Origin of the sequence: Albidovulum denitrificans, assembly GCF_002973535.1 — a bacterium.
In the GTDB taxonomy this organism is placed as follows: domain Bacteria; phylum Pseudomonadota; class Alphaproteobacteria; order Rhodobacterales; family Rhodobacteraceae; genus Albidovulum; species Albidovulum denitrificans.
Genome location: NZ_PVEP01000003.1, coordinates 1 through 16,439, shown reverse-complemented (window position 1 = coordinate 16,439; position 16,439 = coordinate 1). Strand labels below are relative to the sequence as shown.

General features: G+C 63.0%; 16 protein-coding genes and 2 pseudogenes. 6 read left to right on the top strand and 12 right to left on the bottom strand.

Annotation, left to right across the window (positions count from 1 at the left end; all coding sequences use genetic code 11):
* Positions 1-45: 45 nt before the first annotated feature.
* From LX70_RS08805 to LX70_RS08795, 3 genes are all read left to right on the top strand, one after another.
* Positions 46-855: a trypsin-like serine peptidase gene (locus tag LX70_RS08805; protein WP_105514226.1), complete on the top strand. Its 810-nt coding sequence runs from the start codon at positions 46-48 to the stop codon at positions 853-855.
* On the top strand, positions 852-1,697 hold the full coding sequence (locus LX70_RS08800) for a trypsin-like serine peptidase (protein WP_105514224.1): 846 nt from the start codon (positions 852-854) through the stop codon (positions 1,695-1,697). Before LX70_RS08805 ends, LX70_RS08800 begins: the two co-directional genes overlap by 4 nt.
* 142 nt (positions 1,698-1,839) lie before the next feature.
* The gene (locus LX70_RS08795; RefSeq protein ID WP_105514222.1) at positions 1,840-2,304 is read left to right on the top strand and encodes an Hsp20 family protein; all 465 of its coding nucleotides are present in this window, start codon (positions 1,840-1,842) and stop codon (positions 2,302-2,304) included.
* 289 nt (positions 2,305-2,593) lie between these two features.
* Here LX70_RS08795 and LX70_RS08790 read toward each other — a convergent pair whose 3' ends face one another.
* From LX70_RS08790 to LX70_RS08755, 8 genes are read right to left on the bottom strand one after another with little or no spacing between them, the layout of a single operon-like run.
* Complete coding sequence (locus tag LX70_RS08790) at positions 2,594-3,622, bottom strand: histone deacetylase family protein (protein WP_105514221.1); 1,029 nt, start codon at positions 3,620-3,622, stop codon at positions 2,594-2,596.
* Complete coding sequence (locus LX70_RS08785; protein ID WP_105514220.1) at positions 3,619-4,104, bottom strand: GNAT family N-acetyltransferase; 486 nt, start codon at positions 4,102-4,104, stop codon at positions 3,619-3,621. Before LX70_RS08785 ends, LX70_RS08790 begins: the two co-directional genes overlap by 4 nt.
* A complete protein-coding gene (gene kce / locus LX70_RS08780) occupies positions 4,105-5,031 on the bottom strand; it encodes a 3,5-dioxohexanoate:acetyl-CoA acetone transferase (protein ID WP_105514219.1) in 927 nt (308 codons plus the stop codon). It lies immediately after the preceding gene.
* A 9-nt stretch (positions 5,032-5,040) separates the two neighbouring features.
* The gene (locus LX70_RS08775; protein ID WP_211301689.1) at positions 5,041-6,390 is read right to left on the bottom strand and encodes an aminotransferase family protein; all 1,350 of its coding nucleotides are present in this window, start codon (positions 6,388-6,390) and stop codon (positions 5,041-5,043) included.
* Entirely contained in the window at positions 6,387-7,472 is a 1,086-nt protein-coding gene (locus LX70_RS08770; RefSeq protein ID WP_105514215.1) for an ABC transporter ATP-binding protein, read from the bottom strand. The genes LX70_RS08775 and LX70_RS08770 overlap by 4 nt, the downstream gene beginning before the upstream one ends.
* Positions 7,473-7,531: 59 nt before the next feature.
* Positions 7,532-8,674, bottom strand: coding sequence for an ABC transporter substrate-binding protein (locus LX70_RS08765; protein ID WP_105514213.1), 1,143 nt, complete (start codon positions 8,672-8,674; stop codon positions 7,532-7,534).
* Positions 8,675-8,711: 37 nt separating this feature from the next.
* Entirely contained in the window at positions 8,712-9,515 is an 804-nt protein-coding gene (locus tag LX70_RS08760) for an ABC transporter permease (protein WP_105514212.1), read from the bottom strand.
* Positions 9,515-10,381, bottom strand: a complete 867-nt coding sequence (locus LX70_RS08755; RefSeq protein ID WP_105514210.1) for an ABC transporter permease — start codon at positions 10,379-10,381, stop codon at positions 9,515-9,517. The genes LX70_RS08760 and LX70_RS08755 overlap by 1 nt, the downstream gene beginning before the upstream one ends.
* A 105-nt stretch (positions 10,382-10,486) precedes the next feature.
* Between LX70_RS08755 and LX70_RS08750 the strand changes: the two genes are divergently transcribed.
* The gene (locus LX70_RS08750; RefSeq protein WP_105514208.1) at positions 10,487-11,446 is read left to right on the top strand and encodes a LysR family transcriptional regulator; all 960 of its coding nucleotides are present in this window, start codon (positions 10,487-10,489) and stop codon (positions 11,444-11,446) included.
* Here LX70_RS08750 and LX70_RS08745 read toward each other — a convergent pair.
* Together LX70_RS08745 and LX70_RS21125 are read right to left on the bottom strand one after the other, a co-directional pair.
* Positions 11,437-11,682: pseudogene (locus tag LX70_RS08745) on the bottom strand (transposase); the annotation flags it as partial. The gene LX70_RS08750 and the pseudogene LX70_RS08745 sit on opposite strands and share 10 nt — an antisense overlap.
* A 160-nt stretch (positions 11,683-11,842) precedes the next feature.
* Positions 11,843-12,025, bottom strand: a pseudogene (locus LX70_RS21125) (3-keto-5-aminohexanoate cleavage protein); the annotation flags it as partial.
* Between the two features lie 331 nt (positions 12,026-12,356).
* Here LX70_RS21125 and LX70_RS08735 point away from each other — a divergent pair.
* On the top strand, positions 12,357-12,833 hold the full coding sequence (locus tag LX70_RS08735) for a hypothetical protein (protein ID WP_245885014.1): 477 nt from the start codon (positions 12,357-12,359) through the stop codon (positions 12,831-12,833).
* Position 12,834: 1 nt separating this feature from the next.
* A complete protein-coding gene (locus LX70_RS08730; RefSeq protein ID WP_105514206.1) occupies positions 12,835-13,680 on the top strand; it encodes a relaxase/mobilization nuclease domain-containing protein in 846 nt (281 codons plus the stop codon).
* A gap of 169 nt (positions 13,681-13,849) precedes the next feature.
* Here the strand turns inward: LX70_RS08730 and istB are convergent, their stop codons facing one another.
* Both istB and istA read right to left on the bottom strand, forming a co-directional pair.
* Positions 13,850-14,743 (bottom strand): IS21-like element helper ATPase IstB, encoded by an 894-nt coding sequence (istB, locus tag LX70_RS08725; RefSeq protein WP_105514204.1) that lies wholly within the window; start codon positions 14,741-14,743, stop codon positions 13,850-13,852.
* Positions 14,740-16,257 carry an IS21 family transposase gene (istA, locus tag LX70_RS08720; protein WP_105514202.1) on the bottom strand — a complete coding sequence of 506 codons (1,518 nt, stop codon included), beginning with the start codon at positions 16,255-16,257 and terminating at the stop codon, positions 14,740-14,742. The genes istB and istA overlap by 4 nt, the downstream gene beginning before the upstream one ends.
* Positions 16,258-16,439 lie beyond the last annotated feature (182 nt).

The window sequence follows — 16,439 nt, the reverse complement described above, 5'->3', positions numbered from 1 at the left end:
GCCCCAAGCCTGCGATAGGAGGTGGGGCAGGTTTCGGGACGGGTCATGCGGACGCTCATTCTATTCGGTCTTGCGGTTCTCTGGCCGCTGATGTCGGCGGCGGAAGAAGCGCCGCTGCGCTCGCTCGCGACGGCGGATGCCACGCGGGGCTGGGAAGCTGTGGGCCGGATCGACGTCGGCAATCGCGGCTTCTGCACCGGGACGCTGATCGCGCCCGACATCGTGCTGACGGCCGCGCATTGCATCTTTGACCAGGAAACCCGCGCGCAGATCCCGGCCGAAGAATTCGAATTCCTCGCCGGTTGGCGCAACGGGCGGGCGGCGGCCTATCGCGGCGTGCGCCGGGCCGTCGCCCATCCGAACTATGTGTTCGAGGGCCGCGACCGGATCGACCGGGTCCCCTACGACATCGCCTTCCTTGAGCTTGACCACCCGATCCGCCTGCCCTCCATCCGCCCGTTCGAGACCGGGCCGGACACGGTCACGGGGGATTCGGTCGGCATCGTTTCCTATGCGCTCGACCGGGCGGAGGCGCCGTCGATCCAGGACCTCTGCCATGTGCTTGGCAATGAACCGGGCATGACGATCCTGTCCTGCGACGTCGATTTCGGGTCCTCCGGCGCGCCGGTCTTCGAGATGATCGGGGGGGAGCCGAAGATCGTCTCCGTCGTGTCGGCCAAGGCCGAAATGGGCGGCAAGAAGGTCGCGCTCGGCTCGGAAATGGAACGCCCGCTTGAGGAGTTGCGGGCGGCCTTTCAGGCGGGCCAATCCGGTTTCGTCAAGGTGTCGCCCGGCGGCGGGACCAAGGTCTTCGGATCGACCGCCAAGAGCGCGGCGAAGTTCCTCAAGCCATGAGGCGCGGGGCGATATGGGTCGGGGCGCTTGCCGTCCTTGCAGTGATGCCGCAGGCGGCCCTTGCCGATGCGCCGCTGAAACGGCTGACGCTTCGGCAGGATGTTCTTGGCTGGGAAGCGGTCGGTCGCGTCGAGATGGCGGAGAAGGGGTTCTGTACCGGCGTTCTGATCGCGCCCGATCTGGTCTTGACCGCCGCGCATTGCCTGTTTGGTGGAAGCGACCATTACGTCCAGCCCTCGAAAGTGACCTTCCGTGCTGGCCTGAGCGACGGGCAGGCGCTGGCGCAATCGGGCGTGACGCGCATGGTGGTGCATCCGCGCTATGATCCCGACGCGCCCGACAGGATGGAGACGATCCGTTACGACGCGGGCCTGATGCAGCTTGCCGCGCCGGTTTCGCTTTCGGTCGCGGCGCCGTTCCAGGTTGATGCGCTGAATGCCAACGCGCGCGACCTTTCGGTCGTCTCCTACGGGCGCGGCCGGTCCGAGGCGCTGTCCTGGGACGACAAGTGCAACGTGCTTGGCCGGGCGCAGGGCCTCATCGCCTTCGACTGCGACGTGACCTTCGGGTCATCCGGCGCGCCGGTCTTTCACCGCATGGGCAACCGCGCTTCCATCGTGTCGCTGGTCTCTGCCGGGATAAGCGGGCAGGGCAAGGAATTTGCCGTCGGGATGGAACTGCCCGGCGTCGTCGCCGATCTGAAGGCGGCGCTGCGCCGGGGCGAGGGCGCGGCGGTAAGCCAGGAGGCGCCCGCCGATCAGGCACAGGCGCGCGCTGGTATCCGCCCGGCACCGCAATTCGGCGCGCGCGGCGCGGGCGGGGCGAAGTTCGTCAAGCCCTGAGGGACCGCCGCACCCCCTTGAAAGCGATGCTGAGGGTTCACATCTCAATCGAACCGGGGCGCCATGACGGGTCCCGGAACGTCAACGGCCCTGCCCCAGTCGGGGAGGGCGACCCTGAACATCGCTCACTGGAGGATGATCCATGCGAACCTATGACTTTTCCCCGCTGTACCGCGCCACCGTCGGCTTTGACCGTATCGCCGACCTGATGGACCGGGTGCTGTCCTCGGACGTGCCGCAGCCCACCTATCCGCCCTACAACATCGAGAAGATCGACGAGAATGCCTATCGCATCTCGGTCGCCGTCGCCGGGTTTTCGGCCGATGAACTGAATGTCGAGGTCAAGGATGGCGGGTTGATCGTGGCGGCCCGCAAGGCCGATGAGGCCGAGGCGAAAACCTATCTGCACCGCGGCATTGCGACCCGCGCGTTCGAGCGCCGCTTTGCACTGGCCGATCATGTGAAGGTGACGGGGGCCACGACTGCCGACGGGATGCTGCATATCGACCTTGTCCGCGAGGTTCCCGAAGCCCTGAAACCGCGCCGGATCGAGATCGCCAAGGGCGAGACGGTCGAGGCGAAGGCGGTCGAGACGGTCGAAGCCTGATCTCCGTTTCCGGCTGACCCAAGGGCGCGCCCGTGAGGCGCGCCCTTTTCTTGCGCGATCGTCTGTTTGACTAACCAAGCCAACGCACACAGCGTGACAGGCTGAACCCCAGTTGCAGGGGCGGTCTCCGAAGGGCGGATGGCCCCTGCAAACCCCTTTGTCACATAAAGAAAGAAGGCCCCGCGAGGGACCCGTTTTCGGGTTTGCGATGTGCAAGTGGCGGTGCTGGCAGACGCATGCGAACCAGTCTCCACAAGGGCAGGATCTTGCCCCTGACCCCAACCGCAGGTCACCGACAGCCGTGCCGATACCCCGTTAGAAAACTTGTCAGGTTGTCGCCCAGATCCGGCTGAAGATAGCCCCCCTCCTGCATGATGACGGCCGGAATGCCTGCCGCCGCGATCCGTTCGGCGATGCGCGCGAAACCGGGTGTCGTTACCTTGAAGCCCTGGAATGGGTCATTCTCATGCGCATCAAGGCCCAGCGCCACGACCAGCAGATCGGTGCCAAAGGCCCGGACCCTGTCGAGCGCGCTATCGAGGGCGGTCAGATAGCCCGCGTCATCGGTCCCCCGAGGCAAGGGAAGGTTGAGGTTGTAGCCCAGCCCTTCCCCCGCGCCGCGTTCATGGGCATGCCCCCAGAAGAACGGGTAGAACCGGACGGGATCGGCATGTATCGAAACCGTCAGCACGTCGCGGCGATGGTAGAAGATGCCCTGCGTCCCGTTGCCGTGATGGACATCGACATCCAAGATCGCCGGACGTCGGCCAAGCTTCAATGCGGCTTCCGCGACGATGCCGGAGTTGTTCAGAAAACAGAACCCTCCGGCAAGGTCGCTGAAGGCATGATGCCCCGGCGGGCGGCAGAGCGCATAGGCGGCACTGTCGCCTGCCAGAACGGCGTCAAGCGCCGAAAGGGCCGTTTGGGCCGACCAGTATGACGCCTCCCACGTCCCGGCTGAAATGGGACAGGAGGTATCCGCCTGGTGAAAGCCCGCTTGGCCTACGGCAGAGCGCGGGTAGGACGCGGTGCGGCGGTCGGGGTGGATGTTCGGGATCACCTCATCCGACGCGTTCTCGATCCGCCTCCAGCGGCTGTGGATCGTTTCAAGAAAGACGAGGTATTCGGCAGTATGAAGGGCCGCGATCGGCCCCGTTCCGTGATCGGTGACCGGATCAAAGCCACATCCTGCCGCCTCGGCCCCGGCGCGCAGCACGTCGATGCGGGCAGGCTGTTCGGGGTTGGGCAGGCGCGTGCCGTTGGCCATGAACATCTTCGGGTCATGCACGCGCTGGCGGTCGTCATAAAAGGCCTTCATGTCGTCTCTCCAATTCTCGCCAGCGCCTCGCCCTCCAGCAACATGCCGATTTCATCCCTACGCGGGCTGAACCCGCTGCGTTCGTAGAAGGCGACCGCGCGCGGGTTGTCGGTATAGACCGAAAGCCGGATGAAACCGGCGCCCCATTGCGCGCCCGCATCATCCCGAACCGCGGCCAGAAGTCTGTTCCCAAGCCCGCCGCCCCGCACCTCTTGCGCGACCCAGAGATCGGATACATAGGCGCCCGGCATGGCCCGCGTCGTGGAATAAAGGGGAGAGTACAGCGCGACCCCGACGGCGGTATCGGCCGCCAGGGCTATCTGCGCCCGGAAGGCGGGTGTTGCCCCGAACCCCGCCTTGGCAAGACAGGCCTCGGTCGCCCTGTGGGTGTCGCCAAGATGGTCAGACAGCGCCCGAAGCGCACGGTCAAGAAGGGCCGTATCCGCAGGCCCGGCAAGCCGGATCGTCACAGACTGCCGCATTCAGAAGCCTACCTTGTCCCGGCCCTTCAGCCCCAGCATGGCGCGCGCCTCGTCAGGCGACGCAACGGTCCGCCCGACGGCTTCCACGATGTCCCTGACCTTTTCGACCTGCTCGGCATTGGATTTCGCAAGCTGGCCCCTGGCGATATAGAGGTTGTCCTCCAGCCCGACGCGGACATGCCCCCCCATCGACGCTGCTTTTTCCGCCATCTGCATCTGCATCCGGCCCGCCGCGAGAACCGAGAAGACGTAGCCATCGCCAAACAGCTTGTCGGCGGTCGCCTTCAGATGGTCCAGATGGTCGGGATCGGCAGCAATGCCGCCAAGCACGCCCATCACGAACTGGATGAAAATCGGCGATTTGACGAGGCCACGGTCAGCGAAGTGTTTCAGCATGTAGAGGTGACCGACATCGTAGCATTCGAATTCGAACCGGGCGCCGCGTTCGGCACCCATCCGGCTCAGGATTCCTTCGATGTCGCGGGGGGTATTCTTAAAGACGAGGTCATCGGAATTGCGCAGGAACGGCTCCTCCCAGTCGTGCAGCCATTCGGTTCGCTTGCCGAGCATCGGGTAAAGTGCAAAGTTCATCGACCCCATGTTGAGCGAACACATTTCCGGCCGCAGCGCGAGCGGCGCCGCAAGACGGTCATCCAGGCTCATCACTGCGCTGCCCCCGGTCGTCAGGTTCACCACGGCATCGGTTTCGGCGCCGATCGCGGGCAGGAAGGCGCGGTAGTGATCGACCGAGGCCGAAGGCTGACCCGTCAGCGGATCGCGGGCATGCAGGTGGAGGATCGCGGCGCCCGCCCCGGCTGCGCCGATCGCCTGCCCTGCGATCTCTTCGGCCGTGACCGGCAGATAGGGCGACATTGACGGCGTGTGGATTGATCCGGTGACGGCGCAGGTAATGATGATCTTCGACAATGTCTCTCCTCAGGCGCTTCGCGGCAGGGCGGGCGATACCTTTGCTTCGAAGCGGTCCAGCGCGCGCGTCAGCATCTCGAGGATCTCCTCAACCTGTTCATCGGTGGTGATCATCGGCGGGCAGACAAGGATGTGATCCCCTTCAAGCCCGTTTCGCGTTCGGCGCGAATAGACGATCAGGCCCTCGGCATAGGCCATCTCGACAAAGTGGTGATAGGCGTTCAGCGCCTTGGGCAGCGGTGCCATCGTGCGCCGGTCGGACACGAATTCGAACGCCAGCAAAAGCCCCTTGCCCCGCACGTCGCCGATAAAGCTGTAGCGCTGCATCAGATCGCCCAGCCGGGACTTGAGCCGCTGGCCGACCCTGGCCGCGTTGTCCATCATGGCGCCCGCCTCGATCTCTTCCAGAACCGCAAGACCGGCCGCGCAGGCAAGCGGGTTGCCGGCATAGGTATGCCCGTGCATGAAGCCGCCCCCCTTCAGCACCGGATCGACCAGGCGGTCATGGGCGATCATCGCGCCCAAAGGCGCATAGCCTGCGCCGAACCCTTTCGAGATGGCGATGATGTCGGGCGCCACGCCCCAGTGATCAGCGCCGAGGAACAGGCCGGTGCGCCCCCCGCCCGACATCACCTCATCATGGATCAGGAGAACGCCGTGGCGGTCGCAGATCTCGCGCACGGCCTGCATGTATCCGGCAGGCGGGACCAGCGCCCCGGTCGAGGCGCCGCCGACGGGTTCATGGATGAAGGCCAGAACGCTTTCCGGCCCTTCTTCAAGGATCTTCGCCTCAAGCATCGCGGCGTAATGTGCGCCGGTCGCCGGGTCGTCGATGTCCAGCCCGTCGAGATAGGCCCGCGGCGCCGGGACCTTTGGCATCGCCTGCATCATCGGTTCGAAGGGCCGGGTCAGGGGATCATACCCGGTCAGTGCCAGCGCACCGAGGGTGGACCCGTGATAGGAGGGCGCGCGCGAGATGACCTTCCACCGGCTCCTCTGTCCGACCGTCACGGCATATTGCCGCGCCAGCTTGATCGCGCTTTCCACGGCCTCCGATCCGCCGGACACGAAGAACACCTTCTCCATACCCTCGGGGGTGAGCGAGGCCACCTTCGCGGCCAGATGCTCGCCCGGCTCGGTTTCGAAATGAAGACGATAGCCAAAGGTGGACTTCTCCATCTGCCGGCGCATCGCCTCAAGGACGTTCGGGTTGGAATGACCGATATTCGACACCATCGCACCGGACGATCCGTCGATATACCTGCGGCCATCCACGTCCCACATGTAGATGCCACGCGCTTCGGCCAGAACCGGCCTGCTGGTATCGCTTTGATAGAAAAGATGGCTCTTGCTCATCATTGGCCCTCATGGGGAAGTGCGGCACAATCCTTGACCCGGAACCGCACGGAAACCTCTTCACCGGCGGCGAAGAGATGGTCGTCGATCATGTTGATCGCCTGCAATTGATGGCGACCGGCACGCAGGAAATAGCGCGCCGACTGCCCCTGGTAATCCACCGTCTCAACCGTTGCATCCAGCGCGAAACCATCCGTGGCGGCGGCCGCGCGCGGTGCGACCGTCAGCTTTTCCGCGCGGATGACCAGTTTGACCGGACCGGCGCCCGTAACGTGCGGGGCGCGGGCGCGCGGGACCCTCAGTTTCGGAAAGTCCGGCACGTCCAACGACAATTCTCCGCCCTCGATGCCTGTGCAGGTCCCCTCGATGATGTTGGACGCGCCAAGGAAGCGGGCGACGAATTCGGTTGCGGGCGTGTTGTAGACCTCTTCCGGGGCGCCCAATTGTTCGACACGACCATCGGACATCACGATGATGAGGTCGGACATTGCCAGCGCCTCGGTCTGGTCATGGGTCACGAAAACCGTGGTGACGCCGATCCTCTGCTGAATGTTTTTCAGTTCCACCCGCATATCTTCACGCAGGTTCGCGTCCAGTGCCGAGAGCGGTTCATCAAGCAGAAGAACGTCGGGTTCGATCACGATGGCCCTGGCCAGCGCCACCCGCTGCTGCTGCCCGCCCGACAATTCCTTGGGATAGCGCGAGCCAAGGTTGGGAAGCTGCACCAATTCCAGCGCCTCCGCGACGCGCCGCCGCGCCTCGTCCTTCGGGACATTGCGGTACTTGAGGCCGAAGGCGACGTTGTCGGCCACCGTCTTGTGCGGAAAAAGAGCGTAGTTCTGAAAGACAATGCCGAGGTTGCGGCGGTGGATCGGCAGGTTGTTCATCCTGTTGCCGCCGATCGCGATATCGCCCTCGGTCGGATCGAGAAGCCCCGCGATCATCCTCAACGTCGTCGTCTTGCCGCAACCGGACGGTCCCAGCAACGTGACAAAGCTGCCTTGCGGGATCTCCAGCGACATCCTGTGGACGGCGGTGAAATTGCCAAATCGCTTGACGATGTCGGTCAGGGTGACGGCGCTCACGGTGTAAGGTCCAATCCATCTGTTGCCGGCCCCGCGAGGCGGGACCGGCAGGGTTGCTGTCAGTACCCGCGCTGGACGCGGCTGAAGGTTTCGGACCAGTCGGCCTCGTGCCCGTTCCAGTATTCCGGGTTCGCGAAGGTCAGGCCCGCCAGCGTGCCCGTCGGATCGAATGCCGGCAAGGTCGGGATCTTCTTGCCGAGGTCCACCTTCGTCGGGTCAAGCGCGGGGGGATAGTTCTGCCCTTCCGCGACCGCGATCGAGGTTTCCTTGTCCAGCATGAAGTTCAACAGTTCCTCGCACGCCTCCATCGGGCTGCCCTTGATGACGAACAGGCATTCCTGCCAGCCAAAGCCCTTCGGCGGGTCGTAATAGCCGATGTCATGGCCCTGTTCCTGAAGCGCATAGACGCGACCCGACCAGGCTTCGGTCACGTAGATCTCTTCCTCGGCCAGAAGGCTCATCAGTTCCGCGCCCGAGGCCCAGTATTTCAGCGCAAGGTCGCGATGTTTGCGCACGGCGTCCCACACCGCTTCGATGTCCTGAATGTCGTTCGGGTCCTGCCCGGTCTGCAACGCGCCGTACCAGACCCGTGTGCGCCAGTCGCTCCACCCGCCGATCTTGCCCTTGTAGGCATCGTCGATCAGCAGCATGGCACCCTTTTCCTTCGCCTCGTCGTCCGAGATGTACTTGCGGTTATAGGCAAGCCCGGTGGAGCCATAGTCATAGGGGGCCGCGCTCAGGCTGTCGGGCGTCACGGCGTGGAAGGCGTTGATAAGCGCCGGCATGACGTTCGCCATGTTCGGGATGTTGTCGAGGTTCAGCTCGCTCGTCAGATCGAAGTTGTGATAACGGGCATAGTCGAAGACCCCGGACAGGTGGGCGATGTTGTATTCGCCGGGCTGCGAGGCGCGAACCTGCGCCAGATATTCGTCGCCGCCGGGGAAGGTGCCATCGACCACGGTGATGCCGGTCTTTGCGGTGAAGGGGTCGAATGCATGCTTGCGGAATGCCTCCGACACGACACCACCCCAACCGTCGAAGCGCACCTGCTTAACGTCCTGCGCCATCGCATATTTCGCGAAGGGGGTCTGCAATCCGTAGGCGGCGCCCGCCGCTCCGATCAGCCCAAAGAACTTGCGGCGAGAGATGTCGCCATTGCGGTAGCGGTCGCGCAGTCGTTCGTAGCGTGTCGTATTGTCCATGTCGTATCTCCTTGTTGTGTTCGCAGGGCGCTTTCGGTCACGCGCCCCGTCGTCTTGCGAGTAGCCGGGCGATCCCGGCGCCGATCACGGGAAGTCCCACGGTCATCACGATCATCACCGTGCCGAGGGCGTTGATCTCGGGCGAGATGGAGTTGCGCAGCATCGAGAAGATCTGCGTCGGGACCGTCTCAACCCCGCCCGGCTTCCAGAAGAGCGTGCCGGTGATGTCGTCGAAACTGATCGTGAAGGCGAAAAGCGCACCGGCTGCAACGGCGGGCATCAACAGTGGCAGCGTCACGGCGAAGAAGGTCTGCCGCGGCGTGGCCCCAAGGCTTTGCGCTGCCTCCTCCACATCCTTGCGGATCGAGACGAGCCGCGCCTGCACGACGAGGATCACGAAGGGCAGCGTGAAGATCACATGCCCCATCAGGAGAAGCCCGAAGCTTTTGTTGATGTTGAGAAAGTTCAGGAAAAGCAGCAAGGCCACGGCCAGAACCACCTCTGGCACGAGGATCGGGGCGATCAGCAGCGTCGTGATCATGTCGCGGCCCGGAACGTTGTAACGGACCAGCGCCAGCGCCGCGAGAACACCAAGCGTGGTTGAAACCAGCGCCGTCATCAGCCCCAGCGCGATCGAGGTACGAAAGGCCCGGACGATCGCGTCATTCTCCCACAATGCCTGGAACCAGCGGAACGAGAACCCGGTCATCGGAAAGGCGCCGAACTGACTGGCGTTGAAAGACAGCAGAACCACCACCGCGACCGGCAGGAACATGAAGAGATAGACCAGCACCGTATAGGCGCGGATGACCGACCAGCCCCAACCTCTGCCTTCCCCCATCAGCCCAACCCCTTCGCAAGCTGCGACATGCCAAGATAGCGGTTGTAGATCAGGACCAGCGCGCCAAGGACGGCCAGCAGAAGCAGCGACAGAGCCGACCCAAGCGGCCAGTTCAGCTGCCGGATGATCGCCTCGAAAACGAGGTTCGCAAACATGGCATCGCGCGGCCCGCCCAGGATCACCGGGGTGATGTAGGTGCCGGCGCCAAGGACAAAGCACAAAAGCCCCCCGGCGGCGAGGCCGGGCAGCGACAGCGGCAGCGTCACCTGAAGGAAGCTTTGCCACCGGGTCGCCCCCAGCGAATTCGCCGCATCTTCAAGATTGGTGTCGATCCCTTCGAGGCTGACATAGATGTTCAGCACCATGAAGGGCAGCAGGAAATGCACCAGCCCGAGGATCACGGTCGTTTCGTTGTAGAGCATCTGGATCGGCTCCGAGATGACGCCCAGCATCAGCAGAAGCGAATTCAGGGCGCCGGAGGTGCCGAGGATGTTGATCCAGCTCATCGTGCGGATGATGTAGCTGATCCAGAACGGCAGCATCAGCAGGACCAGCAGGATCAGCTTGTTGCCCCTTGACCGTGCGATGAAATAGGCGGCCGGATAGCCAAGAAGCGCGCAGGCGGCGGTCGTGATGGCGGCAATCCTGAGCGTGCTGAACAGGATGTCGCGATAGAAGCGATCGCTCAGCACCTTTTTCCAGTTGTCGAGATAAAAGCCCGCGGTGTCGGCCCCCGTCGCGCTGCGAAGCCAGAACGAATAGACGACGATGAACAGAAGCGGAACGATCAAGAGAAGAACCACCGCCGTCAAAGCAGGCGACAGCAAGATCCAAGGCTGACGTCTTTCGCGTGCCTCGATGCTCATCGCTTGATTGGTCCCCCATGCGAAGCCTTGCAACAGGGTGCATGGCGGAGGGGGCATAAATCAAATAGATAATGAAAATTCCAATTATTGATCTAAGCTATAGCTATGACCGGCGTACCTTCGGCAGAACGACTTGCCCGCGATCTTGACTGGAACCTGCTGCGCACCTTCCTGGTGCTTGCGCAGTCGCGCTCGGTGACCGACGCCGCCAACCGGCTCGGCCTCAAGCAGCCATCGGTGTCGAGCGCGCTGAAACGGCTGGAGGACCGGCTGGGCAAAAAGTTGTTCGACCGCGGTCCGGGGCGGTTCGAGCTGACCGCGGCGGGGCGCCTGCTTCAGGCCGAGGCGACGGATATCCACGGCGCGATCCTTCGCCTCGGCACGGTGATGCGCGACATCGGGGACGAAGTGCGCGGTCATGTCTCCATCGCCATGGCAAGCCATGTCGTGTCCCCGCTGCTCGATTCCGCGCTAAGCGAATTTCACCGGGCGCATCCGGCGGCGACGCTGTCGATCGACATCATGGCCAGTCGCGAGGCGATCGACGCCGTCAACGCGCGCCGCGCCTCATTTGCCGTCTGCCTTGTCAACGAGCATAGCCCAGGCCTGCAGTACCGGCGCCTGTTTCGCGAATTCTTCGGCCTCTTCTGCGGCCCCACCCATCCTTTCTTCGGACGCGAGGGCCTGACGCTGAACGAGTTGAGCGGGCAGGCCTCGGTCAGCTTCGTCACCGACAGGATGACCGACGCCCTGCGCGCCGTGACCTTGATGCGCAACTCTGCCGGGCTGGACGACCGGATCGTCGGCACCTCGGCCAATCTGGAAGAGGTCCGCCGCCTGATCGTCGCGGGGCTCGGCATCGGTCCGCTGCCCATCCATGTCGTGACAGAGGACGTCGCCGCCGGACGGCTCTGGAGACTCCCGCCCTATGAGAACCCGCCTGCAATTGACGTTCACGTCGCATGGAATCCGAGGACACGCTCCAACAGGGCCGAACAGGCGATGCTGCAACGTCTTCTGGAAACGATAGAACAGACGCCGCTGGAGGAGCGGATCTATATCTGAGAATCGGATTCGAAATTACCTATGAGATGTTCTGCCCTTGCGAGGAGCCTCGTGACGCGCCGGATGTGGGCGATGAGGATCCATGCCTCTGCACTCGCGACGGTTTTTTCCCAGTCCTTGGCCATGCGGCGACACCGTCCGAGCCACGCGAGGGTGCGTTCGACCACCCAGCGCCGCGGGATGACTTCGAAGCCCTGCACGGTATCGGAGCGTTTGACGATCTGCAACGTCCAGCGCCAAGCCACCGATGTCGTGGGGTTGGACCCCGAGCGCGAGCGCAAGAGGGACACCAGTTCGCGCACCCGTTCCGCGTTGAAAAGGGCGCAAGTCAGGGCGGTTGTTCTCAAATCCGATCCTCATCTTGGCCCCCAGGTCGTGCGCCGCAAGAAGGCACGCGGTTTCAAGTCCGCCAAAAGCACAGACGGCCCAGTCGATGTCCGGGAAATGGTTGGATAGCAATGCGGCCGGGGCGATCAGATTTGAGGGTTCCGCCCTCTGGCCGGTCGTGTAGCGGCCGAGCACCAACAGCGCCATTAGGTCAGATGTCGGGATGACTCCGCCAGCCGTCAATCGAGTCATATGTGCGACGTCGTCCTCATCATAGAGAATGTGTTGCACGCCGATGCCGGCTGATTTGCGCATGTATGACCGCGACCGGATGCGGGCGCTGATCACAGGCGAGCCAGGCGATGACTTGCTGGAGGAATGACGGGGCCTTTACCGGCGCTGTGTGTGGGAACAAATGTGGGAACTAGGTGGAAAAATGGAAACTTTACCGTTTTAAATCAATTAATTAGTTGATGTTTGTGGCGGACCTGACGGGAGAGAGTTCGAACTCCCTGTTCGACGTTTTGGAAGACTGGGAAGCTCAGCTCAAGCCGCATGAAGCGATACTGCCGGAGCTGGAACCATGAACCAGCTCCCGCGCCAGAACATCCAGAACGCCCAGCCTGTCTTCGCCGAGTCAGCCCGCAAACCTGTTCGCCGGAAGGTGAAGACACCGCCGCCGTTCTCCCTGCGCCTGAGCGATGAGGAACGGGCAAAACTGGACGCTGCTGCGGCAGATATGCCGCTCGGCAGCTACATCAAGGCCAGATTGTTTGACGGCGACCTGTCGCCCCGCCGAACGCGCGGAAGAGCGCCTGTCAAAGACCATGCAGCACTGGCGCAAGTGCTCGGCATGCTTGGCAATATGCGTCTGGCCGGCAATCTCAACCAACTGGCGAAAGCGGCCAATATCGGCACGTTGCCCCTAACACCGGAGGTGGAAGAAGACCTGCAACGCGCCTGCGCTGCCGTCATCGCCATGAGAGCCGAACTGATGCGGGCACTCGGACGTGATGGAAGTTTGCACGAATCCGCCGGAACCGATTCCGGGGAGACGTGACATGCTCGTAACCGGAAAAGAACGGGGGGACGCGCTACAACTGGCACACTACCTGCTTGCCATGCGCGATAACGATCACGTCGAACTGCATGAGGTGCGCGGGTTTGTCAGTGACGATCTGATCGAGGCTTTCCGGGAAGCTGACGCGATAGCAACCGGAACACGTTGCACAAACCATTTGTTTTCGATCAGCTTCAACCCGCCGGAAACCGAACGGGTCAGTGTCAAAGACTTTGAGGCTGCCATTGAGAAGGCCGAAACCAGACTCGGTCTGGACGGGTATGCCCGCGCGATTGTTTTTCATGAGAAGAACGGTCGCCGCCATGCTCATGTCGTGTGGTCGCGGATTGATCCGTCACAGATGAAGGCCATCAACCTGCCCTTCTACAAAACCCGCCTGAACGAAGTCTCCAAAGAACTGTTCCTGGAACATGGCTGGCGGCTGCCGGATGGATACCGGGACAAGACCAGGCGCAACCCCCTGAACTTCACTCTGGCAGAGTGGCAGCAGGCGGGGCGCTGCAAGCAAGACCTCAAAGCGATGAAGATGACCTTCCGCGAATGCTGGTCGGTTTCCGACAATCGCGCCTCGTTTGCCCGCGCTCTGGAAGAACAGGGCTATGTTCTAGCTTGTGGGGAGCGTGGTCATGTGGCCGTGGATTTTCACGGCGAAGTCTATCCGATCTCCCGCCAGACGGGACAGAAAGCAAAAGCCGTCCGGGAAAAACTAGGCGATGCAAAAGACCTCCCCTCGGTGGATCAGGCGAAAGAACTCATCGCCAGCCGCATGACGGACAAGCTGCGCGGCTTCATCCAGGATGCCGAACAACAGGCCGACGAACAGTAACCGCCCGATTGAAGCCGCCTGCCTAGCGGCGGGTTTCCGAGCTAAGACACGTGCATAACGGCGTCGTTTGCGACGTGTCTTATAGGGGAGCGGCCATGCTGGGCGAAGTTCTGGGTGTCGTATAGCGCGACAAACTGGGTGAGACGCGGGCGACAATCTGGATGAGATTCTATGTCGCGGCATCTGCGACGATAGCATGCTGATTGTCGCAGGCAAGTTTCTCTTTCGTTTCTGATCGTCGCGCGGCGTCAATCAGCGGCGTGTTGTTGATGGTGGCGAAGGAGGCGGGCCTTCCGCGCTGTCGTTTGGCCTCGAGCGCTGCCCGGCGCCGGTAGCTTTCGACGTTCATCTCGAAGATGGTTACGTGGTGAACCAGCCTGTCGATGGCGGCCAGCGTCATGGCGGGATCCGGGAAGACCTTGTTCCATTCCCCGAAGGGCTGGTTGGCGGTGATCATGATAGATCGGCGCTCGTACCGGGCCGAGATGAGCTCGAAGAGCACGCTGGTTTCGGCCTGGTCCTTGGTGACATAGGCCAGATCATCAAGGATGATCAGGTCGAACTTGTCGAGCTTCGTGATGGCGGCCTCGAGCTGCAATTCGCGGCGGGCGACCTGCAGCTTCTGTACGAGATCGGTCGTTCTGGTGAACATGACCCGCCAGCCGTTCTCGATCAGCGCCAGGCCGATGGCCGCCGCAAGATGGCTCTTGCCGCCGCCAGGTGGGCCGAACATCAGGACATTGGCCCCCGTGGCCAGCCAGCTGTCGCCTGCCGTCATGGCCATGACCTGGGCTTTCGAGATCATCGGGACGGCCTCGAAGTCGAAGCTGTCGATGGTCTTTCCGGGCGGCAGATGGGCTTCGGCCAGATGTCTTGCCGTTCTGCGATGGACACGTTCGGCCAGTTCGTGTTCAGCGATGGCAGAGAGGAAGCGCGCGGCGGGCCAGCCCTCCTTGTCCGCCTGCCGCGCAAACTCGGGCCAGAGGGTCTTGATGGTGGGCAACCTCAGCTCGTTCAGCATGATGCCGAGGCGGGCTTCATCGACGCTATGATCGTTCTTCATGCGCGTGCTCCTGCGATGGCCGGTGTTCTGACAAGCGCCTCGTAACTTCCCAGCGAGACCGGTCGCACCGAGACGGTCGGCAATTCGGCCGGGTCCGGGGCGAACTTTCTTCGCAAGGCGGCAAGGTCCGGGAGGGCGCCGGCCTTGAGCACCCGGGCCAGTTCACCGGCCAATTCGCTTTCGCAGCCGCGATCATGGGCGAGCGCAAGCAGTTCGACCGTGACCTTGCAGGCCTGCCGGTCAGACAGGTGCTCGCAGAGCGCCTCAAAGGCCCGCCGATATTCCTGCCGGGGAAAGAGCTTGTCGCGATAGACCAATCCCAGGAGCGCCATGGGCTTTCTGCGCAGCGAGTGGATGACATGGTGGTAATTCACCACCTGGTCGTGCTTGCCATTGGCCTGGGCCCGGCCTCTGGGCAGCGTCAGCAGATGTGTACCGCCAATGAAGACCTCAAGGCGATCATCGAACAGACGCACACGCAGCCTGTGGCCGATCAGGCGAGAGGGCACGGTGTAGAAGGCCTTGCGCAAGGTGAAGCCGCCGGTGCTGGACACGGTAACGATCACCTCCTCGAAGTCCGTGCTGCGGCGGGTCGGAAGCCCCTGCAAATGGGGCCGCTCAGCCGCGATACGTTTGCCATGAGCCGCGTTCCGGCGGCCGACAAGCTCATCGATGAAGGCCCGGTAGGTGGCGAGGTCATCGAAGTCGGAACTGCCGCGCATCAGCAGTGCATCCCGGATCGCGCTCTTGAGATGGCCGTGGGCGCTTTCGATCGAACCGTTCTCATGCGCCACACCCTTGTTGTTGCGGGTCGGCTTCATCCGGTAATGGGCGCACAGCGCCTCGTAGCGTGTCGTAAGGTCAGCCCACGCATCGCTGTCGAGATTGCGGAAAGCCGCCGACAGGCTGTCGCTGCGATGATAATGCGGCGCAGCCCCCACCGACCAGAGTGCATTCTGAAGCCCTTCCGCCAGGGCGACGAAGCTCTCGCCTCCGAGGATGACATGGGCATGTTCAAAGCCCGACCACGGCAGGCGGAAATGGTAGAGCAGATGAACAAGGGGCTGGCCTGCAATCGTTACGCCGAGCGGACCCGTATCGGTGAAATCCGACAGGCCGAGCCGGCCGGGCTCGTGAACCTGCCGGAAGATCACCTCCTGATCTTCGCCATGTTCGGCCCGCCAGGCCCGAATCCGGCGCTCCAGCGTCCGGCGAATACCCGGGGACAATTCCGGGTGGCGGCGCAACATCTCCTCGTAAACAGCCACCGGACGGATACCCGGCGCGGATTGCAGCAAGGGAACAACCTCGACGTCGAAGATTTGCTGCAACGGGTCGGGCCGCCGCCGTCCCCGAGGCTGCGCTTTCTGCGACGGCAATTGCGGATCCTGCACGATACGATAGCCCGTCGCACGGCTCATCCCCGCCTTGGCCGCGGCGGTTCCGATGGGGTGGTTTTGTCTCAACTTCATGAAAAGTCTCATCTGATGATCGGTTACATGGCGCTCCGGCACAAAGGTGGGTCTCCCTTCCTGGAAACCGCCAGTGTAGCAGGCCGGCCGCGATCACAGACCCCGTAACCGGGCGAAGCGGCGGGTGTGTGCCTCCGGTCGGGCTACGCCCTCCCTCCGACACACACCCGCCGCAGCGTCTCATCCTGATTGACGCGGAATCTCACCCTGATTGTCGCGCCGCA